This is a genomic window from Bacillus sp. FSL W8-0102 (genome assembly GCF_038007225.1).
GTDB classification, from domain to species: domain Bacteria; phylum Bacillota; class Bacilli; order Bacillales; family DSM-4216; genus Bacillus_O; species Bacillus_O smithii.
The window spans coordinates 3,668,286-3,693,061 of the sequence record NZ_JBBOWT010000001.1 but is presented as its reverse complement, the minus strand read 5'-3'; the positions used below and the strand labels follow the sequence as shown (position 1 = coordinate 3,693,061).

Genomic DNA, 24,776 nt, shown 5'->3' with positions numbered 1-24,776 from the left:
TCCTCCTTGTGGATTTTTGTGGTTTGGTCACTTCAAAATTCTACAAATAAGGGGTGAAGTCCTTTTTTATGCTTTAGAAAACCTTATGGCTCTTGGGTTGAAAAATGTGCAAAATGCTCATTACAAGAATAGTATTCTCCATTTTTCTTTAGAGGATGTGCTGAACTTAATGGTGGTCGTGATTTGTTTAGATTTTCTTTTAAAACGCACAAACTTACAGCACGTCTTTCATTGGGGGATCGCGATCTGTTTCGTGTTTTATTTTTGTGTGTTATACGAAAAAACCATTTATTTTAGAGGTTTTTTAAATGTACCACATCATTACTATCCAAATGGTCTTCACTCTTTGTTCAACACATTTAATGGGATTCCTCTAAGAGGTATTATTGAGGAAATAAGCATTAATCCTTCACTTATTTCTGCACTCTATCAAATTTTTGGCAACGTTTTTTTACTCATGCCTTTCGCTTTTTCAATGCTTTATTTTAAATGGGTCAAAAGCTATCGGCGGGCTATTGGATATTCTATGATTTGTGCACTAACCATTGAAAGCATCCAATTTCTCCAAAACGTCTATTTATTGTTTGTTCTTTCTTGGATTAAGAAGAAGCGTTGATATCGATGACATGATTTTAAATACCATAGGGGCAATGATTGGCATAGGTTGTTACTTTCTATGGTCAAAATTTGAAAATCGTTTCCGAGATAGAGAGATAACCGTGGAAGGGTAGCACCTAAATTGTAAAGAAACGTAGGACAGGCCAGACTGACTGTTTGAATGGATGAACTGGGAAAAGACTGGATTCAACAAAATTCCATAGAATATGATATCGGCCAAAGTCCATTCGCAGTCGAACCAAAACCAGGACCATATCCTTGACCGGGTTTGGTTCTTTTCTTTTTCGTTCTGCTCTCAATCCCTTGCCTGCAAGGATTCCGGGGTCTCTCGATTGCCCATCAGCTCAAAAGCGGGCCCAAAGCCTTGGGGGAGTGAGGCTGTAGAAGGTCGGGGCGAGGGAAAGAAAGATTTATAATTGTAAAAAGAGTATGCTAACATCCGGAAATGATTCAATCCTAATAAGGAATACGGAAATAATGTGCTAGTTTTCACTGGTACGAAAGTCCTATAAGCAAATAGAGTGGTTGTACAAATAGTCAATTTATCCTGATTTTATCAAAAAAAGAGGATAATTATAACTTCGTGTCTAACGTCTACATAACAGCGATGATTTAGAAGCAGCAGAAGCACTTCTATTGAGAAGGGAGGGTAAAGGATAAGAGCAATGAGCGGAAGTGTCGAAACCAGTCGTCGCCATGTCGGTATTGGATTGGCATCAATTGTCGTCGGAATTTTGGTTGTCTTGAGCATCTCCGTGTCGGCGCATGCAAGTGGCATGAACTATGCCAAAGCATGGGAAACATTGTTTGGTGCACGATGGAACGGTCATGTTCAGATCCAAGCGTCCTACAATGATCATGGTCGTCACGCCAAGCGCGGTTATCACCGGTTTACACGGGAAGCGGGACCTTCGCTTGATACGGGTCGTCTCTATACGTCAACGGCAAGCTCACCATCGGACAGTAAAATCCGGTCCAGGGAGGACTCCGTATGGGATTCTCCGCTTTGGGGTGACAAGTACACGACCCACTATTACTACGACTTTTTTTGGTTCTAAGTTCGAATCTTTGGCTGAAAATTTTTATCACTGACTTTGTCTGGGAGCATGCCGCAGGAAGGAGGTTTTTCGCGTGAAGACAAAAAAAGAGTTGTTGATGAACTTAAGACTTGCGCTTAGCAGCCTCCTTCTCGGCATGCTGACCGCTTTCATGGTACAGGCCTTCCAGTGGACCCTTGAAGATCGCAAGGAAGTGACGTTCGGATTGCCGGGCGAGGTCACTATACTGACGATGTTCGAGGGTCCGCAGAAGGTTTCAGCGGCCGATGCTGCCTCTGCGCGAGAGGCGCTAAAGGCCTATCTTAATGATCAGTCGCTGGCCTTGGTCTATGCCTCGGTAGGCGAAGGCCGTCCCGAGATGATTGTTTGCGATCCGCATCATATCCTCCCGTGGTTGCCCAGAGCCGGCAACGAAGGTCCCGACTCGACGACGGCCCGTGCCTACCTTTTTCGAGGCACGTACACGGCACATCGGTGGTCTGCCTTGGGCACAGCGCCCCTTTTGCCGAATGGAGTCGAGGTGGCCGGGGTGATTGATGCTCCCCCCGGAACAGATAACCTTCAATATGTACGGACCATCGGTCGGGAGCCACTGCCCTCTGGACGCTACACGATCAATACCACGGACCCGACCCAAGTAAAACATATCCTCGATCTGTTCTATCGGATGGGATTTGTCCCTCAGCAGAGCCAAAAGATTCCATTACTTACATATTTCCTTCAAAATCCGCTGTTGATGATCACCTTGCTTTTTCTGGCCATGGGCCACGTCTGCGCCATCTTGGACTGGGCTCTCTACATTCGCGGACGCGCGCGGGAGTTCGGCATTCGGTGGCGCCATGGCGCCTTGCCCACTGACCTCGTCCGGGAAAATCTGGTGGGTGGGCTACCCGGCTTGGGGGTGGGCAGCGTTGTGGGAGTGATCTTGTCGGATCTGCTGGTGGCGGGAATCGGCCAAACGAATCCGGAGCTAGGCAACTTCCGGACGCTTGCCAGTGCTGCTGTCTCGTTCCTCATGGTCATCGTGACGTGGTCGGCGACCCTTTATGGGGTCATTAAAACGCGTAAGGAGGTGAACATTGATGCGTGAGGTGTGGGATGGGGTGGTTATGGCTTGCCGGCGTTGGCCGGTAATGCTGGGACTTTCAGGGATGATCGCCTCCGCCTGCGTGGTGTTCGCGTTGGCCTTGGAGGACGTTGTGTCCCAGGTCGCCGTCCTGAAAGGGGCCGTGCATCTACGGGAGCGTCACGCCGTCATGTTCACTCCGTACTACCCGTCGGGTGAGGCGAGTCACGTCGGAAACGAGACCGTGCAATACGTGATGGACCTAATTAACCGCCAGAAGGCCTACGCTGCAATCATTTACAACATGGGTCTTAATCATCCTGATTTCGCCGGTGGGCATCCCACCTTGGTACTTTTCGGTGACGTGCTCCCGGATTTATTCCCGGAACTCCCGCTGTGCGAACCCGCGCCGTGCGCCATGCGCGGCTCGAAACTCGCCGATGATAAGATCCATGCCGTGAACATAGCAGGCGAAAGCATCCCGGTGGTCGGAACGCTGCCGCCGGGAGCGACCTTTTTTGATCCCAATGCCGCCGGCTTACCCTTGGATAACCGTCTCGTCATCCGGGCGCCGACGAAACTGCTGCCTTTGCTCAATGTACAGGAGCGAGAGGAGGCGTTGGTCCGGACGGTCCTGCTGGCTCCAGAAGCCAAGGTGGTGGACACATTCGTTGCCGGGAGTGCACATGGGGGATTGTTTCTCGTTCCCCATGACGTCGCCGTCGATCAGCCACAACGGTTCCGCGAGATCATGATGAGTTCCGCCATGTATATCGTGGGCATGCTGAGTTTTCTCGTGTTGGTCTTCGTTGCTTTCGTGTCCTCCGCCCGCTTGACGATTCGGCAGGAGCATCGAGCTTTCAAGATCAGAGCCATGTATGGGGCGACGCCCTTTCATCTCAGCCTTCGAATTGGCGGTTTTTTGGCAACCGTGATCCTGATCCCGCCGCTCACCTTGCTTTCACTGCTCCTTTGGTATCTACATGTGGCGGGTGCCCCCGCGCCGGGCGTGCCGCTTTGGGTCATGTTGGCGGTCTTGCTCACGTTCGTTTTGTTGTGGTTCTCGTCGGTGCGCAAGGTGCGCATCACGGAAAAGATAGGAGGGTGAAAATGAAAACGATCCTTGAAGCTCGCAACGTGTCAAAGATTTATGGGAGCGGTCGTACGCAAGTCACGGCGGTGCACAACGTTTCCCTGCGACTCTCCGCGGGCGAGTGCGTCGTGTTGATGGGAGCGTCTGGGAGCGGCAAATCGACATTGCTGAGTCTATTGGGTTTGATAAGCCGACCCACCGAGGGGCACATACTCATCCAAGGCAAAAATGCCGCGGAAAATGAGCGCGGCCGGGCCAGGCTGCGGAATGCGTTTTTTGGGTATGTCCATCAGGAATACGCGATTATTGAGAATGAGACCGTCGAAGCCAATGTGATGATTCCGCTGCAATATGCCAGACCCCGTCCTGGCCGTCAGGAGCGGCAAGCGAGGATACGGCAAGCGCTGGAACAAGTCGGTCTTGATTGGGCCTTAAAGAAGAAACCGTCGGAGCTGTCGGGGGGTGAACGACAACGTGTGGCGATTGCCCGGGCGTTGGTCAATGATCCGGTCGTCGTACTCGCCGATGAGCCGACAGCGGCCCTGGATAGCGAGACCGCCCATGCGGTGATGACTCTGATTCTATCTCTCAAAGAAAAGGGGGCGGCGGTGCTCGTGGCGACGCACGATGATCGGGTGGCCAAGCGAGGTGACCGCATCCTGCGGATCAACGACGGCCGCCTCATTACCAGTGAAATAGGTTCAGATTATCATTTTCATAAAGATATAATAGATGACAATTAAAAGGGAACTCAAGACTATTGTTGAACGTAGGTCAATATAGAACAGACGTGGAATAAATAACCTTATGATTGAGTCTTTAATAGAGGATTCCAAGAGGATGAAAAAGTTGAATATTGAAATTAAGAGCGAAGAAGAATTTAAGCACTATAAAGCGTACCGAGACGGCTATTTCGTCATAATCGACACAACCAGAAGAGTTATACATACAACAGGCTGTCCATATGTAAATATTTCAAACTTCCGAGAGAAAGTATTGAAAAATGCCAGCAAAAAATCGTTGGTATTACTTTACTGATGGTCTTGTGGAAGGTAGAGAAATGTTTCGGGCTGAGAAATGTAAGCACTGTCGTCCTGAGTAGGGGCTGCTGAACAAATAGAATTTTCCCGATTTACAAGGATTTTCATCCCTTTTTGTCGAAACCAAATGCAAGGATTTTATCATCCATTCTTAAAAAACCTTGCGCTTGGAGGCTCCTGCTTTATATAAACGAACGGAAAGCCAACTCTTTTTGCTGGATGATTTTTTCTTGCCGTTTGGCGGCAAGTTAAAATCTCAAGTCGTGACGTAAATTTTAAATTGCTTTATTGACAAAAAGCCATCAAGTGTCCTCTACTAAAAGTGTCAAGCCGAACTACAGTATGAATATTGTGGTCCAGTTGTTTTTTGCATGTGTAGGAACCAAAAAAGAGAGACTTTTAGGAGATGTATTGATCGGTGAAACAAAATAAATATGATGATAAGAATTTTTTTCTGCGTATGAAAAAATGTCTAGGTCAGTCAAAGGACTTGAAGGTGCGGGAGAATGGCATGTTTTTAAATCTTTATTGCCAGATTTGCGAAACAAAAGGGTTCTTGATTTAGGGTGCGGTTTTGGCTGGCATTGCCGATATGCGCGCGAGCAACAAGCAAGTTCTGTGATCGGTGTAGATATTTCAGAAAAAATGCTTCAAAAGGCTCGCGAAATGACGGATGACCCATTTATTACGTATATAAAAATGGCCATTGAAGACGTTGATTTTCCTGACGCTCAATTTGATGTTGTGATCAGTTCATTGGCTTTTCATTACATTGAGCCGTTTGCATCCGTTTGCAAAAAGGTTTATGACTGGCTGAAGGCAGAGGGTACTTTTGTTTTTTCAGTAGAACATCCGATCTTTACTTGCCGAAACGAACAAGATTGGTATTACGATGACCAAGGGAATCGACTGCATTGGCCGGTTGACCACTATCAATCGGAAGGCATGCGTGTAACATCTTTCTTAACCGAGAATGTTGTAAAATACCATCGCACGATTTCAACCTATATTAATGATTTAATTCATGCTGGCTTTAGTATAAAAGCGGTCAAAGAACCTGTGCCTTGTGATGAGATGTTAAAAAATAAACCTGAAATGAAAGATGAAACACGCCGGCCTATGTTTTTAATCATCTCAGCAGAAAAAAAGCCATGCGTTTCTCTTTAACATTTTTTCACAATAATATGAACTCAACGACTTGGAAAATGATGTTCCGCAAAATTTTTTTGTAAAACGGGGTGATCTTGCGGGGGAGGCACTCCGTTTACGACCATTTCCATGAGGGCCAGTACCAGAGCTTGTTCGCTCCGTTGATCGCGTTGAAAGAGTTGGTGGAAAATTCCCCATCCCTTGTCTGCGGCACGCGCAAGGTCAACCGTCCCACCCAAGTCGTCAATTGGCGGGGATAATACCCTTTCGAAAGCCTTTTCGCTCCTCTGTGCGCTCATAACGGACGCCGCCAAGTTGATCCGTTAACTGAGCTTCAAGGATTTGATTCAAGACCTGTTCCAACAGTTTGGCCAGTCTTTGATCTTGCGACAGGAACCCGTGCAGAATTTCATCGCTTAAAGTAATATTGTATTGCGCCATAGTTGCTTTCCTCCTTTTTGTTTTTGTTTTGGTCAATGTCCATTCTATCAAAGGGAAAGCAACGTGGCTCTTTTTACATTTCCGATTCATCACCACATTTTGTGATTTAACCCAAAAAATAAGGAAAACACTCACGAATTCCTGGCAATAATGTTAGCGTCACTTAACATAAACAGGAGGTTCTAAAGTGTTTTCCGTATCACTAGATTTGCCAGAATTTGAAGTTGTTAAACAAGTGTTTCTTGAAGATTGCAATTTGTTACATGTCGAGAAAAATACTACAGAAGAACGCTGTTCTTACTGCGGTTTTTTTTCTAGTCATGTCCATGACTGGCGGACAAGAAAGGTTCGTGACTTGTCCGTATTAGGCAAGCCCCTTTTCTTATTTGTCAGAGTGTATAGATACCGTTGTCACAACTGTAATGAGGTATTTTCACAAACATTTGAATCTATCCGTCCTAATAAGCATCAGACCAATCGGTACAGAGAATATCTGTACGAAATGTGCATTGGCTCTACTATCCAAGAAGTGAGTCGAAAGGAAAAAATACCTTATACAACTGTTGAAAGAATATTTTATTCCGTTGCTAAAGAAAAAGAGAAGGAGCATTTAGAAACTCTTGAAAGTGTTTTAGAAAACAATGAATTAATCCTTAGCCTTGATGAGATCGCTGTCCGAAAGGGTCACCGATATGAAACAGTTCTTATGGATACCCAATCCGGGAGTGTGCTTGGTATGGAACATCAACGGAGTTATCATTCAACTCAGATCTTACTTGCCAAGAAGATTCTGTCTAATAAATGTGTTCATACCGTTGTTATGGATATGTGGGATCCCTTCCATAAAGCTGTTAAATCTATATTCCCAGAGGCCTGTATCGTCATTGATAAATATCATGTGGTGCAAAAGGTGACACATGCACTTGACCAAGTTAGAAAGAAAACTCCTGGACTAAAAAAGGGACGGTTTAAACTCTTGAAAGGTTCTGAAAAGTTAACGGCTAATGAAAAACAACAATTAGACGAGATGCTCAAAGAGCATTCAGAATTGTCATATGCCTATTTTCTAAAAGAACTCTTTAGAGAAATATACCAAGTGAATGACTATGATACAGCTGATTCACTCTTAGAAGAATGGATTCAACTCGCATGGAGCAGCCCATTTCCTTCATTTCATCAAGTTGCCAAGACGATAGAAAATTGGAAGGCACAAATTTTACAATATTTTCTTACACCTTTTACGAATGGCCGGATTGAAGGTACAAACCATAAGATTAAAAACATCAAAAGACGTGCTTTTGGCTTCAGAAACCTTGAAAGATTTCGGCTACGTGTATTTTTGGAATGTACAGGTAAAACTTATAAAAATCAGGTTGCTTAACCATGCCCTTCATCAGCTTTCCGCATTGTAGTTGGTAGAATGGAATCCGTCAAGGAAAGCACTTGACCGCTTCCATTCTACCCACTTAGTGGTCTGCAAGCTGACGAAGGAGCTACTCTAGATTGAGTATCAATCTCGCTAACTTATTTCCGGAATTGTGTGAACATCACAGAATATGGTGATGAGACACATTTCCTTTTTACACAATTTTACGGACTCAACTCTATAATAGTAAATGTTTGATTGACTGGAAGCTATTTACCTATTACAATATAACTATATTGACCCAGACAATATTTTGGCGGGTGATCAATTGATAGGTTTAGAATACATCCTTGAACTTTATGGAATGCAGCAAATTGAACTAGCCGAAAAGCTTGGAATTAAAAAGCAAAATATTAATCTTTGGATTAAAAGAAAGCAAAAGATCTCCAAAAAACATTTACCTACGTTGGAACAAATTTTTGGCATAGACGCTAAATACTTTTCGAAAGAATTAACTGATTTGGATAAACTGGAGATTCAAAAAGAAAAATTAAAACGGGATTTACAGCCTATTATTACGAAATATGAAGAACAGTTCCTCATTGGGGAAGAAAATGATCTTGTTGAAGTGCCAGTTTATGACAAAGAGGAATTGAATCAAATAGAACACGATATTGAAAAAGCCAAACTAATCGAAAAATTTCGGAACATGCTTAATCGTGCTGAACATCAACCTTATTTAGACACATTTAAATTGGTTCTTGAACTTTTAGATAAAGCACAGCATGAACCGGTTTTCCATAAAACAATAGAAGCTTTAGCGCATTATTTAGAAGTGTTACCAGATTGGGTGTCAACAGGCCCAGAACAAGATGAATTTGAAAGCGAATTATTCGAAGTATTAGATGATTTTAATTACTAGAATTAAAGGAGACTTCATGATGGAAACAGCAAAGATTGGATTCGAAGAAACACTTTGGAAATCTGCTGACAAATTACGTGGAAGCATGGATGCATCCGAATATAAACACGTAGTCTTAGGACTGATTTTCTTAAAATACATTTCTGATAAGTTTGAAATGAAGTATAACGAGTTAGTTGAAGAGGGAGAAGGTTTTGAAGAAGACCGCGATGAATATATTGCAGAAAACATTTTCTGGGTTCCGAAGAAGTCACGATGGGATTTTATTAAAGACCATGCCAAAGATCCGAAAATCGGTCAATACATTGACGAAGCGATGATCGAAATTGAAAAAGAAAACCCGACACTGCGAGGGGTGTTAGATAAACGTTATGCCCGTCCTGAAATTGATAAACGCCGATTAGGAGAACTGATAGACCTCATTTCAACGATTAAATTGCACAGCAAGCAAGAAAAAGACTTACTTGGTCGTGTTTACGAATATTTCTTAGGTAAGTTTGCCGGTGCGGAAGGAAAAGGCGGTGGTGAGTTCTATACACCACAAAGCGTTGTTAAAACATTGGTTGAAATGATTGAACCGTATGAAGGGCGGATTTATGACCCTTGTTGTGGCAGCGGCGGCATGTTTGTTCAAAGTGAAAAGTTTGTTGAACGCCATCAAGGAAAAATTGATAATCTCTCTATTTATGGTCAGGAACTCAATTCAACGACTTGGAAGCTTTGTAAAATGAATCTTGCTATCCGTGGAATTGAGGGGAATATCGGTGAACACCATGCGGATACATTCCATAACGATTTGCATAAAACGCTGAAAGCAGATTTTATCCTTGCCAATCCTCCATTCAATGTGAGTGACTGGGGCGGAAATGAATTAGTGGATGATGTTCGTTGGAAATTCGGTACACCACCAGCGAGCAATGCCAACTATGCATGGTTACAGCATATGATTTATCACCTTTCACCAAATGGCGCAGCTGGTATTGTATTAGCCAATGGTTCGTTAAGTTCCAATACATCGAATGAAGGGGAAATCCGTAAAAACATACTTGAAGCGGATTTAGTCGATGCCATTGTTGCTTTGCCTGACAAATTATTCTATTCAACAGGAATACCAGTGAGCTTATGGATTTTAAACCGTAATAAGAAAAATCATCCTAAATACCGAAGCCGTGAGCATGAAATTCTATTTATCGATGCACGAAACATGGGTCAAATGGTTGACCGTCGCCTTCGTGAATTAACGGAAGAAGATATTCAAAAAATTGCTGGAACATACCGAAACTGGCGTAAACCAGATGGGAAATATGAAGACATCAAGGGATTCTGTAAATCAGCGACGTTAGAAGATGTACGTCAAAATGACTATGTATTAACGCCCGGACGCTATGTTGGAATAAGTGATGTCGAGGATGATGGTATACCGTTTGAAGAAAAAATGGAAACTCTCACCAGTGAATTAAGAGAACTATTTGAAAAATCCCACCGATTGGAAGAAGAGATTAGAAAAAATCTAGGGGGGATTGGGTATGAGTTTTAAAGAAACAGATTTAGGCTTGATACCGGAAGAATGGAAAGTAGATTCATTAAAGAACTCTCTTTATATTAAAGGAAGGATAGGATGGAAAGGTTTAAAAAAGTCTGAATATCTAAAAGAAAGTAACTTTAGAATAATAAATGGATCTAATATTACAAATGATAATAAAATTGATTGGGAAAATTGTGGTTTTATTTCTGAAGAAAGGTACCTAGAATCACCTGAAATAATGCTTAAAGAAAATGATATTGTTATACCCGTGGTGCTAGATAAAACTCAGACAAGCATAAAAATAGCCCTTGCTGGCGGATCTCCAGTAGAATGAAAGTGTCACCCAACATTCGAAAGGAGAGATCCCCCATGCAAGAGCACTTTCATTTTACTACAGATCCAGCCAAACTTCAAAAACAATATGCCGCTATTTTCTGTTTTGTTTCTGCCCAACTGTCGTTGATTCAAATGTATCTTCATCGCCGCAACCGTCACTTGGTCAAGCAAGAAGACGAAGTGGTCATGGCGGTTCACCTTTTGGGGAAGCTGCTGGGCTTTTCTTCCGAACGAGCCTGGCATCGTTTTGTCACGGGAAATTTGTTCACAAACGGCTCGTTTCTTGAACGCTCCCGATACAACCGCCGCTGCCGAGCGCTTGGTTTCGCCATCAAATGGATCCGTCATGAGCTGGCGAAACGTGGCCAACACCATGCTTATGCGGTCGTCGACAGCTTGCCTCTTCCGTTGTGCCATCCCGCAAGAATGCAGCGCGTCAAGCGGTTTCGAGGGATCGCGGATATGGGGTATTGTGCTTCCAAAAAGCAATGGTACTACGGTTTCAAGCTGCATCTTCAAGTGACCAATCAAGGGCTGGCCATGGGCTATGTCGTGACGGAAGCGTCCTGCCACGACGTCAAAGCCGCTGAAACGGTGATGACTCAAATCCCTCATCCCTACAACTTTGGGGACAAAGGGTACATCAGCCACGCTCTTCGAGAAAAGCTGTACGAAGAACACCAAGCCGCGTTCTGGACACCGTCTCGACACAATCAAAAGCACGGCCCATCCAAGGCATGGGAAGAATGGATCAGGAAAAAACGCAAAGTCATCGAGACGGTGTTTTCGATTCTCGTAGACCAATACCGGATCACCGACATTCGAGCGAATTCCATTGCCGGGTTTGAAGTGGCACTCGATGGCATCTTGTTGGCTTATTCCTTGGTCACACTAGGGCTGGTTGAGCGCTGACACTCAACTAGCACCACGGGTATTGTTATGACAAAAGATGGTACAATAGGAAAACTAGCAATTATAAAAAATCTTCCTGGACCAACGACTATTGCATCTGGATTATTTTTAATTAGAGTAGAAGATCCAAGTATTGATGTAAACTACCTATTTTATTATTTTAGAAGTCACTTTTTTAGAAGTTTAATTCATTCAAGAATAGAAGGTTCTGTTATACCTCATTTATATCAAAGAGATTTAGTGAATCTGAAACTTCCTTTACCAAATATAAACGAACAAAAAGCCATAGCCCGTATCCTCTCAACTTTAGACGAAAAAATTGAAACGAACAATCAAATCAACGAAAAGCTTGAAGAAATGGCACAAGCATTGTTTAAACATTGGTTTGTAGATTTTGAATTTCCAAATGAAAATGGCAAGCCTTACAAATCAAGTGGCGGCGAAATGGTTGAAAGTGAGTTGGGGATGATACCTAAGGGTTGGGAAGTTGGAACAATAAAAGATATTGGTGAAGTAGTTGGTGGTGGAACACCGTCTAAGAAAAAAAATGATTACTATACATCTAATGGTATTCCTTGGATTACTCCGAAAGATTTATCAGGTTTTAATAAGAGGTACATAAAAAAAGGATCTATTGATATAACTCATAAAGGTTATAAAAATAGTAGCGCCAAAATGTTACCAAAAGGTTCAGTTCTTTTTAGTTCAAGAGCGCCTATTGGTTACATTGCGATAGCTAGTAATGAAGTAACTACTAATCAAGGTTTTAAATCTGTTGTTCCGTTTGAAAATTTTGGAACCGAATTCGTCTTTCAAACTTTAAAAAATAATATAGAAACAATAAAAAATAGAGCTTCTGGTTCTACATTTAAAGAAATTTCAGGAGGAGAGTTAAAAAAAATAGAAGTAATTTTACCTCCTCAGAATGTAGTAGATAAGTTTAATCAAAGAACAAAAAAAATTGGGGAGTTAATTGCCACTTATGAAGAACAGAATGAGCGCTTAGAAAAACTTCGCGATACTCTCCTTCCTAAACTAATGTCCGGAGAAATTCGTGTCCCGCTGGATAATGAAAATTTAGTAGAACAGAGTTAATGGAATATGGCAGGTTCCGATTGCGAAAGGGGAGAGGAGAATGAGTTTTTTTGAAAATTTTACGGAAGATAAGCTGGAAGAAGCAGCTATAGAAATTCTTCAGGAACTTGGGTATGACTATGTCTTTGGTCCGGACATTAGTTGTGATGGGGAAAGACCGGAACGCAAAGATTATCGTACCGTAATTTTAGAAGACCGTGTAAAAGATGCTTTGTTTAAACATAATCGCCATTTGCCACAGGAAGCAATAGAAGAAGCATTTCGGCAAATTATAGCTTTTAATAGTCCAAGCTTAGAAGAAAACAACCGTCATTTTCACAAATTAATCACGGAAGGCATTGATGTGTCGTTTCATCAAGATGGTCTTAGCCGTTCCATGAAGGCATTCTTGATTGATTTTGAAGAACCAGCTAATAATGATTTTTTGGTAGTGAATCAGTTTACGGTCGTTGAAAAAGAAGAACGCCGCCCGGATTTAGTTATTTTTATAAATGGCATCCCATTCGTCGTTATCGAATTAAAATCAGCATCTGATGAAAATGTGAGTATCGATAATGCCTATGCACAAATTCAAACGTATAAACGTGATATTCCATCTTTATTTTATTATAATGCGTTTTGTATTTTATCCGATGGAATTAATGCGAAAGCGGGAACGATTACCGCAAGTCAAGAACGTTTTATGAATTGGCGGACGGTGGATGGGGAAAACATTGAACCACTTGAAGTGCCGCAATATGAAGTGTTGTTAAGAGGGATGCTGGCAAAAGACCGGCTTATTGATATTATTGAAAACTTTATTCTCTTTCAGGAATCTAAAGAAGAAGAACGAGATGAAAATGGGAAGAAAATTGGCGAAAGAAAAACGATTGCCAAAATTCTCGCTGCCTATCACCAATATTTTGCGGTAAAAAAAGCGGTGGAAAAGACAAAAATAGCGACCAGTGAGAATGGAGACCGTAAAATCGGTGTTATATGGCATACACAAGGTTCGGGTAAAAGTTTTTCGATGGTTTTTTATACAGCACAGCTTGTCAAGCAGCTAAATAATCCAACCATTGTGGTGATTACCGACCGCAACGATTTAGATGACCAGCTATTTTCTACGTTTTTAAAATCAAAGGATATCTTAAGACAAACACCGAAACAAGCAGATGTCCGCAAATTGAATGAAGAACAGAAAAAACAACAAGCCAACGAAAAATCAAAAGAGATAAACGGATTATATGATCTTCTAAATGACCGGGAATCAGGCGGTATTATTTTTACAACGATTCAAAAGTTCAAACCGGAAGATGGCGAAATGCCGGTTTTAACCGATCGTAAAAATGTGATCGTCATTGCCGATGAAGCCCATCGCAGTCAATATGGTTTTTCTGCAAAGACAGATACAAAAACAGGCGAAGTGAAATATGGATATGCAAAATATCTTCGTGATGCACTTCCGAATGCTTCCTTTATCGGTTTTACAGGAACACCGATTGAGCTGGAAGATAAGTCAACGCCCGCAGTTTTCGGTAATTATATTGACATTTATGATATGACGCGAGCAGTTGAAGACAAAGCAACGGTTAAAATTTATTATGAAAACCGTATTATCCGCTTGGAAGCCAATGAAGAAGAATTAGCGAAGATCGATGAAGAATTTGAAGAGATTACCGAAGATCAGGAAGAATCAGTACGTGAAAAATACAAGTCCAAATGGTCGAGGCTCGAAGCGATCGTTGGTTCACCTAACCGTATTAAACAATTAGCAAATGATATCGTCAGTCACTATGAAGAAAAAGCAAAAACCATTGATGGTAAAGCAATGATTGTTTGTATGAGTCGCCGTATTTGTGTCGCACTTTATAACGAAATTGTCAAATTACGTCCAGATTGGCATTCCGATGATGACGATAAAGGTAAAATTAAAGTCGTCATGACAGGGAGTGCTGGGGATGATGATTTCTTACAGCCGCATATTGGCGGTAAGAAACGCCGTGATTTATTGGCAAAAAGAATGAAAGACAATAGTGATGAACTAAAAATCGTCATTGTACGAGATATGTGGCTCACTGGATTTGACGTCCCATCCATGCATACGATGTACATTGATAAACCGATGAAGGGCCATAACCTTATGCAGGCAATCGCACGGGTAAACCGTGTATTTAAAGATAAATCAGGTGGAGTTGTTGTAGATTATATTGGGATTTTAGAAAGCTTAAAGAAAGCTTTAAATCAATATACCGAAAGTGATAAGAAAACAACGGGTATCGATACATCGGCTGCAATTGCTGTGATGAAAGAGAAACTTGAAATCCTGCAAGATATGATGCATGGGTTTGATTACTCTGCTTATATGGGTTCATCCCAAGCAGGACGTATTCGTGCCATCACTGGCGGAATGAATGTCATTTTTGGTAAGAGTGAAAAAGAACAAAAAGAATTCAAAAAGACGGCAACCGAGCTAGCGAAGGCGCATTCACTATGTGCAGCGACGGATGAAGGAAAAGCAGCAGCCCTTGAAGTTAGTTATTTTAAAGCGGTTAAGGCTAGCCTAAATAAACTTCAAGAAAAACAGCCGAAGCGAAAGACGAAAAAAGAAATCGAAGCACGCGTGAATCAATTACTCGAACGGTCCATTATTTCAGAAGAAGTAGTGGATGTCTTTGAAGTGATGGGATTAAAACATCCGGATGTTTCCATATTGTCAGAAGAATTTCTCGAAGAAGTACGTTCATATGAATATAAAAATTTAGCCCTTGAAATGCTTAAAAAATTGCTGGAAGGCAACATCAAAACAATGGAAAGACGCAACCTTGTCAAATCCCAAAAATACTCGGAAAAACTGAAACAGTCGCTGAACAAATATAAAAACCAAGCCATTACAAACGCCGAAGTAATCGAAGAACTAATTCAAATGGCAAAGGACATGAAAAAAGAACGAGAAGAAGAAAAAGATCTCGGTTTAAATGAAGATGAAATTGCCTTTTACGATGCTTTAACATCTGAGTCTATAGTTAAAGAGTTAATGGAAGATGACGTCTTACGTAAAATCGCCAATGAACTGACTCAAGCAATTAGACGGAACATGACCATTGACTGGCATGTTCGAAAAAGCGCCCGTGCAGGAATGAGGAGAATTATTAAGCGACTATTGAAGAAGTATGATTATCCACCAGAACAAGCGAAAAAAGCATTGGACACAGTTATGCGACAAGCAGAGTTAATGGCGGAGCATACTGAAGTAAGAGATTGGAATACGCTGCAGGCTGCGGAGTCTAAAGGTGAATATGAGGTTTAAGAGAAACTGTCCTCAGTTACTTCAAATGAAATTAAAAAAGAACTAAAGTGATAATTACTTCTGCCAAATTCTTTACTCTTCAATCCTTGATTTAAAAAAGAAAAGTGATTTAAATAAAGAATTGGGCTACTCAGATCATAACAACTAGATATACCAACAGAAGGCAGTTCCAGATTCTTTGGAACTGCTTTTTTTATAGAAGTTAGTATAAATGAAACCTAACAATAAGTAGATTAATAATTTCTATAAATGGGAGGGATATAAATGAAATTTTCAGAAGAAAAATTAAGGTTGTTTGCAGCTCCTTTAAGTGAAACTGAGGATCAGAAATGTAAAAATGCTATTGGTATGGTAAGGGACGCATTAAAAGACATTGGATTTACTGATGATGGAAAAACGATTGAAAAATTATATGCAGACACCTATTCTTATTCTTTAGAAATGAGAAATGCAACAAAAAATAGGAAGGTTAAACTTTTTGTTAAAGGATCCTATGCAAATAATACCAATGTAAGGACAGAAAGTGATGTTGACATAGCTGTAGTATTAGAATCAACTTTTAAAGTTAAGTATAGACCAAATATAAATGATGCTAAATATGGATTTTCAAATTCTACTGATAATGTAATGACGTTTAAAGATGATGTTGAAGATGCTTTAAGGAAAAAATTCGGTAGTGACGTAGAACGGAAAAATAAGTCCATAAAGATACATGGTAATACATACCGTGTAGATGCTGATGCTGTCCCATGCATGAGGCATAGAGATTATAGTAATGACTATAATTCTGATCCAAATAATTTTATTGGTGGAATCTTTATACGTTCTGATGATGGTCAGACAATTATCAATTATCCAGAACAGCACATAAGAAATGGAAGAGAAAAAAATAATCAAACTAATACTTACTATAAAAAAATGGTCAGGATTAGTGAACTACCCACCACCTACGCTTCGCTTAGAGGCGGGGGCTTCAAGCGACTTGTGCGTGTTCGCTGAACGGTAAGCCACACACAAGAACCCTTTACGCTTCCCTTCGTTCCGAAGGTGTCCGTTCTAGCTATATTCTATCCTATTAGTTGGCTAACGCCAACCGAAATTCATCTCCCACTTATCGTTGGGCTATCGCCCTTCACACGCTTGAAGTGGGAGACTTCTTTCGGAAATAATGTTAAAAAAATGAGATACATTATGCAGGATGAGAACTATGAATCTGCAAATAATGTAAGTTCATTTGGTTTAGAATCTCTTTTATGGAATTTACCTAATGAAGCATTTACAAAATATACTATATATAGATATGCATTTGGGGAAATAACAGAATATTTGTGGAAGAATAGTCATATGCTACCTTTTTATAAGGAAGCAAACGGAATAAAACCATTATGCGAATCTACAATTGATGTTGAAAAATATACTAGATTTATTAAAGATTTATATAACTTTTATGAATACGATATTTAGGAGGTAGAGTTCTTGAGTGAACAAGTAAAAAAACACTTGAAGGTTGCCTTATATATCGCTATTGCTATATTTATTATTTGTTCATTAATATCAATGCCTGATTCATTTAAAGATATCTCTAGCTACACAGGTATTTCCGTTTTTTTAACAATAATTATTTCAGCCTTATATGAAAAATGGGGTTGGAGACTAAATCCTTTTGAAAAAACTCCTAAACTATCTAATCAATATGACGGTACTATAGAATATCAATATAATGGAAAAACTAGTAATAAGAATATAAGAGTTTATGTTAAGCAAAGTTTATTTCACCTAGAAATTAAGTTAGTAACTGATGAGATTGTTAGTTCAACCATTACAAGTAAGATTATTAAGGAAAATGGAAATTACGTCCTGTATTATACATATATTACAAATCCGAAAAGTAAATATAGTGATTTAAACCCAATACAATTTGGTACCTGTAGATTCATTATAGATGATACAAATAAATTAACTGGGATCTATTGGACAAGTAGGCAAACAAAAGGTGATATTTATTTAAATTCTTTTAAAGGTGAAGCCATTAATTTTCCTTCTCGGGAAATAGCAAAGGATGGTTAGGAAGAAATACAGGGCGTTATAGTAGATGATCCCGCTTATATACATTAAAATTGACGCAGACGGGGATTGTTTAAAAAAGTGCATTATCTTAGAAAAGGATGAACATTGGCTCTCATAAATTGCGAATCTATATAAATTTAAATATATTAGATAGTATTTTCATGAATTTTAAATGTAGGTGTTATTATGTCAAATACTAAAGCACTAGTAGTAGGTGTTAGTAATTATTATATTGCTGGGGCCGGAAATCTCCCATTTGTTAAGAATGATGTAATTGAGATGGAGGAATCCCTTTGTTCTGGTTTGAAGTTAAATACCGATGACATTATTACACTTGGAAAAAAAGAGGATGTAAAGAAGGAAGAGTTTATAAACTCCATTTTGCAAATTTCAGGTCTTTTGAATAAAGATGACAATTTTATATTTTATTTTTCAGGGCATGGAGCCAAAATAGAAAACCAACACTATCTTGTGTGTAGTGATAACTTTATAAGTACACAGGAAATTATAAAATATTTCGAGAGGGTTTCAGCTAAAGGAAAGATTATATTTTTAGATTGTTGCTACTCAGGAAATTTTTCAGTTGATGAGACACCAGTTTTTAGTATTGAGGAAACAGTTAATGATTTTGTGGGTAGAGGATATGCAGTATTTTCATCTAGTAGCTCTACTCAATTATCATATAGACATCCTGATAAGCAGATTAGTATTTTTACTAGTTTTTTATGCTCTGCGCTTAAAGATAGACATATTATAAGACAAGGTAAAGTTTCATTATATGATATACAGAAGCTCGTTAGGCTTTACTTAGAGGTGTGGAATAAAAAGAATCCTGATAAGCAACAACATCCTATATTTAGATCAAATATGGGCGGTACTATTTATTTCGAAGTAAAAGAATATGTACCATTTTATACAACAAGGATATATGAAGAATATGATAAATATATTATTTACACTGTAGAACCTCTTCACATTGGTTTGACAAAGAGATATGCTGTGAAAACTATTTTAAAAGAACCATTTTCTCTTGAAGAAATAGGTGAAATTTCTTTAGAAATTACCAAGATAATAAAGCATGCAGAGGTATACAATAATGAAATTACTAAAGAACGTTTATCTTGGTAAATCAGCCAATATAATTTGGAATTATTTTGGGCGTGATGAAAGTGATATTGTGAAAAATAATTATATTTGTGTTACAACGTGGGTAGATGATTCTCAAGATAAAAAATGGTGGTATAGAATAGATAATAAAGACACTTTTTTTATAAACGGTGTCCATTATAAAATCTTTCCTTACTATGAATTGATAAGAACATATTACAAGGAGAATACAGGTAGCAAAAATGATTTAATATTAGAAACAAAAAAATACTAGCCTCTGTAATATCCCTTGCCCAAAAAGTCATTCATTTTTTTAATGAATATAATAATAGAGTTCTAACAGAAGAAGACTTTTTAAAGAAGATGGACTACTTGATTCCTGAAATAAACAAGTATGTTGTTGAAAGTCAAAATTTAAATATCCCACCTGATGAGATTCGTGATTGGAGTCAAGCATGTGCGGATTTAATTGGAACAATCTATGATTTCACTCTGTTTTATAATAGGAAGTATTTATCCCAAAGAACACTGGAAAATAGGAAATCTTGTATGGAAATGGCAATAAAGCAATATCTCTTGGATTTAGAGAAAGTCCGTAGTCTGGAAGAGAAACTGTAGAAATTATTATTTATTACACTTTTATATTGATTAAAATTGTTGAAAGCATTGAGAAATTACATCCCAGTGCTAATATTTTGCCTCTCAAATTACCACGGTGAACCGTATCATAAGTGAATGAGGTTTTTATAAGAAAGAAATAAAAAGGGAGACGGTTAGACATAGGAAATGTCATCACTACTGTATCAAACTACAGTCCTAATCAGTAGTCTCCTTTAAAAAACAGTTATTTTATCACATATAACTTATAACTATGGAAGAATAAAAGAACAAAACAGTTTCTAGTATTTAAACTTATTCATTGCAAGTGTATTGAAATTCAGGATCAGTTTGGATAAAAAATCCACTTCTTACTTGCCCAGCCCAGTTTTGCTATGCTTCCTTCCACTGAACAGTGTCAAAAAATTCATCAACTGTTGTTGTATCCTAGAACCATATCAGTGGAGTGAAAGGCGCAAGTGGTCCCGCATCTCCCCAAACACCGCTTGCTTGAATCGTACTCTGTTTAACAAGAAGCAATGGATGTCCGTATTGAAAGGCCATGGCAGGTTCAATCTGCAAGAAAGGTGAATATGGTTTACCTTGAGCTGTAGGGCCTGTTGGATTCAAAAGGGCAGCTGCCGTTCCATAACTTGACTTAACTATTCTACGAATATTTTCCAATGTAGTATTAGGAAACTGGTCAGTGTTAGGCAATGTTCTTGGGAAAAGCAGTACCTTTTTTTATTTCTTTAAACATACGAATGATAAATTGTTGCTCCATTGTAAATGGGGGTTGCTGTAGTCCGAGAGAAATAAGGTTTTGGTGGCTGAAAAAAACAGGTATTATAAAGAGCGCACTTGCCGCTTGATGCAAATCATCCATATCCTTGTAAGCCTGTTTTATCTCTTCACTGCAAATATTTTCTTTTTGAGACTTATCTTGCCCCATTTTTGTCACCTCCATGGGTGATAACTTATTCAGGAGAAAAATTGGAGGTTTAGACCAACCAACTTAAAAACTACTAAATTGGCTTCGTAGTTAGCTAGAAAAGTTTTTTTTAAATATTTGTAAAGGATCTTTAGGGGGATTCATTTGTTAACATACAATAGACAGGGTTTGTAGGATCATCTTCAATTTTCTTCCAGATTAGGCTAATATGTGCATCGACGGTTCGTTCATCGTTTAAAATATCATCTTTTAATGCTGCTTGTATAAAAAGTAAGCATCAAGGTTCTTTTTATAGTTTTCGATTTACATCATCATCTTATGACTAGGCTTTAGTAAGAGGGTGACCATCATGAACATTATTCAACTGTTTAATTGCTTTTATAGAGAAGATGTGGTTACGGATCTGATGGCAAATTTAATCAATACAGAAAAGAAGTTTGCGAACTGGTTTGTGGAACATGTATGTCATGTTTCTGGTTCATATAAGATGGTGAACGCACATACGCGTGTGGGATTAGGAAAGGGCATTGGAACTCCGGATTTAATTATTGAATTGAAAAATGATTCAGCAGCTGAAAAGATTTTGGTTATTGAAAATAAACTAGGTGCTTTAGAAGGCTATGAGCAAACAAATCGGTATGCATCCGACCAGGGAAAGGAAAAGCTTTTTAAAGCTCTTAAGATTTCCCCGGTTCCTATTGAGTTTTTCTTTCTTACTTTAGATCCTTTTACGCTGCCAAAGAATACGCAATTTCATAAAAGAGATTATCAACAATTTGTTGACATGAAATGGGATACACTGATCCAAGATCCGACAGCTGTTCTAGTCATGAAAGATTTTTCTTCTTACTTAAAATCATTTTATGCCCCTATTTTAAATGTAGACTTAAAAGATCAGATTGAAAAAGCGACGACTGGCTTAGATTCTTTGCAAAAAAACTTTTATGGATACAAGTTTTTCAACAAAGTCAGTTTCCTGAATCGTTAAAAATGCATTTCGGAGAAGTAGAAGGATATGGAAGGAATTCTGCTGTGTTTTTATTTCAAAAAGAAGAATGGAAGCAAAATGAATTTAACGGAAAAGAGCTCCAAGCAAACTCAATCAATATTCATTTCGAAGTTACGGTCAATTTGGTAGGAAGTTCGCCCGGTAAAGTATCTAGCTTTTCGGTCCATTATGAACCCAATCCATACAAATCGAAAAAGACGTATGAAGGTATTCCCGGTTATGAAAAATACACCATGCTCCGCTCAAAACGTACAAAAGCTTTTCATCAATCCGTGTTGAATTCGGATTTTTCGAATGAAGTATCATTGCGAAATGGCAGTAATTCGATTTTATTTGTTCCTTTAAAGGACCATACTACGTTTGAAGGACTAATCGAAGAATTGCTGCAAAAAATGAAAAATATTGAACCATATATAGATCGTATGTTGCAAATAAAATGAAACAAGCAGAAACACTTTTCTTTTCTGCTTGTTATATGCAAGTAGAACACGTTGAGATGGGTTGATACACCTGCTGATTAAATTTGCGGTGTATAGTGGTATAAAAGAAAAATGATTTTATTGGTAGACATTATAATTCATTAAAATACCTTTTTAGTTCATAGGTTTACAAATTTCGAGTTGAATGAAGTTTTCTATTTCCTGTTTTAAACGGTCCATATTTTCTTTTAGGTGGATTTCATCTTGCAGATTATAATGGTTGATGATCATTCTTACGTCGGAATTCAATAAAAACAAAGTTCCGTGGTGTTCTCGCAAGTTATGGAACCATAATTGTTGTTTCAGTATTTCTATATTCTGATTCGTTCTTCTTTGTTTTTTGAAGGTATTGAAGTTATACATAACCAAACGATGATATCGAAGAATGCAGCAATCAAAAGAAAGCCCCCTTTTTTATTTTTCGCTTCAAAAGAAGAATTGGAAAATAGCATATAAAAAGAAAGCACCGCACTCTTATGATTGAAAAAATTGGACATATTCGTAAAAATTCAGTACGTGACATGGCCTTATCTTAGTGCTAAAATTCATACGAAGGATGCTAGCCAATCTCTGTACAGGATGATTTAATATAATGATATTGGAAGATTTAGCCTTGTTTTCATCTTTATGTAACGGGGCTTTTTCCTTTTTTGAAGTTTTTGGAGTGCATCTTTGCAAAAAGTTTTAAGTGACGGTATCAAAAGCGTAAAGGATTCCATAAAACTCCATGAGTAGGAGAAAATTTTGTTCTTCACAATAAACATGTGTGGGGAAATGGAGTTTCTTTATGGAATTTTTATAATGGGTTTTGAATTTTAGATTTTGAATTTATGACAACAAGGAGTTTGGCTTATGTACTGGTCAGATCGAAAAGGAAACGTCATTTATTTTTTGCTGGCTCTGATTTTGTTATCTGTTGCTTGCTATAATATCTTTTTCAATTTAGGTAAATTTCCTATTTATAGTTGGGATGAAGCAAGACACGGAGTAAATGCTTATGAGATGTTAAGACAAGGAAATTTTATCGTCAATACTTATCGTTATAAGATGGATTATTGGAATTTAAAACCGCCTCTTAGTTATTGGGCCATCATGCTTGGCTATAAAACGGCGGGATTCAATGCTTTAGGATTAAGATTAATCTCAGGCATTTGTGCTATGTTGACGATTATCATCGTGGGCATTTTTGTGAAAAAGAATTTCGGAAATGCAGCTTCCTTATTATCGATGCTAACATTGTCGACAAGCACTCAATTTTTAATCAATCATAGTGCACGAACCGGTGACGCAGATTCTCTTTATGTTTTTTTATTTACAGTGGCTATTCTGTCTTTGCTGCTTAGTGAGAAAAAGGATTATTGGCTGTATGTATCGGGACTAGCCTTTGCTTTGGCTTTTTTAACAAAAAGTTGGCATGCAGGGAATATAGCCGTCATTATGGGATTGTACCTCTTTATTACTGGAAAATACAAAAAATTATCCTTTAAAAAATGGATGATTTTATGTTTGTGCATGATCGTGCCCATTTTGATTTGGGCGGTTATGCGATATCAATATGACGGCTTTGCTTTTTTCCAAAATATGATTTCGTATGACTTGCTGCATAGATCAACGGTTCCCATTGAAGGTCATGTAGGCGATGAATCTTACTATGGAGTCATATTATCCCATTTTTACTTTTTGTGGTTCGCTGTTTTATTGGGAATGATTTTAGTCTATCATTTTCATCAAAATCTTTCGATTAATCTATCCAAGCATGAAAAACGATCTTATTTAATAGGGCTCTGTTTATGGGTCATCGTTCCTTTCATCCTGTATACATTAGCTAAAACGAAGATAAGATGGTATATTTTGCCGGTTTATCCTCCGCTAGCCATCATGATAGGGATTTTGGCCAGCAGAATTTTGTTGAAAGGTAAATGGTTGGTCAAAATAGTTCTTTTATCGACCATTCTTTTTGTTGCTCATTATTATGAAGGGGAAATTCTAATGTATGTCAACAACCCCATACCGAATGATCAATTAAGTTTGATTGAAAAAACGAAGTCATTGGATGGAGTAAGGGGATATAGCTTATTTAAATACCATCCAAAAAGACATAAGGCGGTATGGGCTCAAAGTGCGGTTCTAACGGCTGAATTAGTGAATGATTTGAAAGTGCAAGGCGGAGATTTTCATGCCTTCTTAAAAAATGATAGAGCCTTGCTTTTAGTGAAAAAAAGGTTTTATACAAAACAATTGGCCGCTTCGAATCATTTAAACATCGTCGCCTCCAATCACTGGGGCTACATTCTTAGTAAAGAGAAGATTCGGATGAAACATCAATTGAATTGAATCAGAGAATGACACATGTGGGATTGGACACCATTTATCGAAGGAGCAGGCAAGAATTTATGGATTCATTCTTGCCTGCTCTTGTCCAATTCAAAAGTGATTGGTGACAAATATTTTCTATTCTTTAGGTCTTTAAAATGCCGAAATGCCCCATATATTGTTCGCATGTCCTTTTTCAATACTTATATCTGCACTCTCTAATCCCCAAATCTTCCATTTCAAACGTTGTGAAAAAAACAAAGTTCCATTATTTCCTCTATAATCCTATTCTTTATTCATTGTTAAAAAATTTAACATATCGTGTTAAGAACATAATGTCAA

At 38.9% G+C, this 24,776-nt stretch carries 24 protein-coding genes and 2 pseudogenes; 24 read left to right on the top strand and 2 right to left on the bottom strand.

Features of this window, described 5'->3' with window-relative positions:
- The first annotated feature begins 106 nt into the window (after nucleotides 1-106).
- From N1I87_RS17505 to N1I87_RS17470, 8 genes and pseudogenes are all read left to right on the top strand, one after another.
- The gene (locus N1I87_RS17505; RefSeq protein ID WP_341103159.1) at nucleotides 107-616 is read left to right on the top strand and encodes a VanZ family protein; all 510 of its coding nucleotides are present in this window, start codon (nucleotides 107-109) and stop codon (nucleotides 614-616) included.
- Between the two features lie 10 nt (nucleotides 617-626).
- Nucleotides 627-731, top strand: coding sequence for a hypothetical protein (locus N1I87_RS17500; protein ID WP_081473034.1), 105 nt, complete (start codon nucleotides 627-629; stop codon nucleotides 729-731).
- A 552-nt stretch (nucleotides 732-1,283) separates the two neighbouring features.
- Nucleotides 1,284-1,676, top strand: a complete 393-nt coding sequence (locus N1I87_RS17495) for a hypothetical protein (protein ID WP_003353476.1) — start codon at nucleotides 1,284-1,286, stop codon at nucleotides 1,674-1,676.
- 73 nt (nucleotides 1,677-1,749) lie between these two features.
- Nucleotides 1,750-2,766, top strand: coding sequence for a hypothetical protein (locus N1I87_RS17490; RefSeq protein WP_341103156.1), 1,017 nt, complete (start codon nucleotides 1,750-1,752; stop codon nucleotides 2,764-2,766).
- Nucleotides 2,759-3,850: a hypothetical protein gene (locus tag N1I87_RS17485; RefSeq protein ID WP_341097297.1), complete on the top strand. Its 1,092-nt coding sequence runs from the start codon at nucleotides 2,759-2,761 to the stop codon at nucleotides 3,848-3,850. The genes N1I87_RS17490 and N1I87_RS17485 overlap by 8 nt, the downstream gene beginning before the upstream one ends.
- A 2-nt stretch (nucleotides 3,851-3,852) precedes the next feature.
- Nucleotides 3,853-4,578, top strand: a complete 726-nt coding sequence (locus N1I87_RS17480) for an ABC transporter ATP-binding protein (protein WP_003353479.1) — start codon at nucleotides 3,853-3,855, stop codon at nucleotides 4,576-4,578.
- Nucleotides 4,579-4,675: 97 nt separating this feature from the next.
- Nucleotides 4,676-4,873, top strand: coding sequence for a hypothetical protein (locus N1I87_RS17475; RefSeq protein WP_341103153.1), 198 nt, complete (start codon nucleotides 4,676-4,678; stop codon nucleotides 4,871-4,873).
- A gap of 420 nt (nucleotides 4,874-5,293) precedes the next feature.
- A pseudogene (locus tag N1I87_RS17470) lies at nucleotides 5,294-6,042 on the top strand (class I SAM-dependent methyltransferase).
- Here the strand turns inward: N1I87_RS17470 and N1I87_RS17465 are convergent.
- Nucleotides 6,043-6,465: pseudogene (locus tag N1I87_RS17465) on the bottom strand (transposase); the annotation flags it as partial.
- A gap of 187 nt (nucleotides 6,466-6,652) precedes the next feature.
- On the opposite strand from N1I87_RS17465, the gene N1I87_RS17460 reads away from it, so the two are divergent.
- From N1I87_RS17460 to N1I87_RS17400, 13 genes are all read left to right on the top strand, one after another.
- Nucleotides 6,653-7,846: an ISL3 family transposase gene (locus tag N1I87_RS17460; protein WP_341103150.1), complete on the top strand. Its 1,194-nt coding sequence runs from the start codon at nucleotides 6,653-6,655 to the stop codon at nucleotides 7,844-7,846.
- 313 nt (nucleotides 7,847-8,159) lie between these two features.
- Entirely contained in the window at nucleotides 8,160-8,753 is a 594-nt protein-coding gene (locus N1I87_RS17455; protein WP_017550648.1) for a helix-turn-helix domain-containing protein, read from the top strand.
- A 16-nt stretch (nucleotides 8,754-8,769) separates the two neighbouring features.
- Nucleotides 8,770-10,290, top strand: a complete 1,521-nt coding sequence (locus N1I87_RS17450) for a class I SAM-dependent DNA methyltransferase (protein ID WP_341103147.1) — start codon at nucleotides 8,770-8,772, stop codon at nucleotides 10,288-10,290.
- On the top strand, nucleotides 10,280-10,612 hold the full coding sequence (locus tag N1I87_RS17445; RefSeq protein ID WP_341103145.1) for a hypothetical protein: 333 nt from the start codon (nucleotides 10,280-10,282) through the stop codon (nucleotides 10,610-10,612). The genes N1I87_RS17450 and N1I87_RS17445 overlap by 11 nt, the downstream gene beginning before the upstream one ends.
- Before the next feature lie 35 nt (nucleotides 10,613-10,647).
- A complete protein-coding gene (locus N1I87_RS17440; RefSeq protein WP_011231214.1) occupies nucleotides 10,648-11,526 on the top strand; it encodes an IS982-like element ISGsp1 family transposase in 879 nt (292 codons plus the stop codon).
- A 27-nt stretch (nucleotides 11,527-11,553) separates the two neighbouring features.
- Nucleotides 11,554-12,621, top strand: a complete 1,068-nt coding sequence (locus N1I87_RS17435) for a restriction endonuclease subunit S (protein WP_341103144.1) — start codon at nucleotides 11,554-11,556, stop codon at nucleotides 12,619-12,621.
- Between the two features lie 40 nt (nucleotides 12,622-12,661).
- Nucleotides 12,662-15,910 (top strand): type I restriction endonuclease subunit R, encoded by a 3,249-nt coding sequence (locus N1I87_RS17430; protein ID WP_341103141.1) that lies wholly within the window; start codon nucleotides 12,662-12,664, stop codon nucleotides 15,908-15,910.
- Between the two features lie 264 nt (nucleotides 15,911-16,174).
- Nucleotides 16,175-16,909, top strand: a complete 735-nt coding sequence (locus N1I87_RS17425) for a nucleotidyltransferase domain-containing protein (protein ID WP_341103139.1) — start codon at nucleotides 16,175-16,177, stop codon at nucleotides 16,907-16,909.
- A gap of 192 nt (nucleotides 16,910-17,101) precedes the next feature.
- Nucleotides 17,102-17,374, top strand: a complete 273-nt coding sequence (locus tag N1I87_RS17420) for a hypothetical protein (protein WP_341103137.1) — start codon at nucleotides 17,102-17,104, stop codon at nucleotides 17,372-17,374.
- 12 nt (nucleotides 17,375-17,386) lie between these two features.
- Entirely contained in the window at nucleotides 17,387-17,977 is a 591-nt protein-coding gene (locus N1I87_RS17415) for a Cap15 family cyclic dinucleotide receptor domain-containing protein (RefSeq protein ID WP_327824867.1), read from the top strand.
- 186 nt (nucleotides 17,978-18,163) lie between these two features.
- Nucleotides 18,164-19,105 carry a caspase family protein gene (locus tag N1I87_RS17410; protein WP_341103133.1) on the top strand — a complete coding sequence of 314 codons (942 nt, stop codon included), beginning with the start codon at nucleotides 18,164-18,166 and terminating at the stop codon, nucleotides 19,103-19,105.
- Entirely contained in the window at nucleotides 19,074-19,358 is a 285-nt protein-coding gene (locus N1I87_RS17405; protein ID WP_341103131.1) for a hypothetical protein, read from the top strand. The genes N1I87_RS17410 and N1I87_RS17405 overlap by 32 nt, the downstream gene beginning before the upstream one ends.
- A 98-nt stretch (nucleotides 19,359-19,456) precedes the next feature.
- On the top strand, nucleotides 19,457-19,702 hold the full coding sequence (locus tag N1I87_RS17400) for a hypothetical protein (RefSeq protein WP_341103130.1): 246 nt from the start codon (nucleotides 19,457-19,459) through the stop codon (nucleotides 19,700-19,702).
- 688 nt (nucleotides 19,703-20,390) lie between these two features.
- On the opposite strand, the gene N1I87_RS17395 is transcribed toward N1I87_RS17400, so the two are convergent.
- Complete coding sequence (locus N1I87_RS17395; protein WP_327824865.1) at nucleotides 20,391-20,633, bottom strand: hypothetical protein; 243 nt, start codon at nucleotides 20,631-20,633, stop codon at nucleotides 20,391-20,393.
- 349 nt (nucleotides 20,634-20,982) lie between these two features.
- Between N1I87_RS17395 and N1I87_RS17390 the strand changes: the two genes are divergently transcribed.
- The 3 genes from N1I87_RS17390 to N1I87_RS17380 all read left to right on the top strand — a co-directional run bounded on the left by N1I87_RS17390 (nucleotide 20,983) and on the right by N1I87_RS17380 (nucleotide 24,455).
- A complete protein-coding gene (locus N1I87_RS17390; RefSeq protein WP_341103125.1) occupies nucleotides 20,983-21,621 on the top strand; it encodes a hypothetical protein in 639 nt (212 codons plus the stop codon).
- Between the two features lie 44 nt (nucleotides 21,622-21,665).
- Entirely contained in the window at nucleotides 21,666-22,082 is a 417-nt protein-coding gene (locus tag N1I87_RS17385) for a hypothetical protein (RefSeq protein ID WP_341103124.1), read from the top strand.
- An 891-nt stretch (nucleotides 22,083-22,973) separates the two neighbouring features.
- Entirely contained in the window at nucleotides 22,974-24,455 is a 1,482-nt protein-coding gene (locus tag N1I87_RS17380; protein ID WP_341103122.1) for an ArnT family glycosyltransferase, read from the top strand.
- Nucleotides 24,456-24,776: the final 321 nt, after the last annotated feature.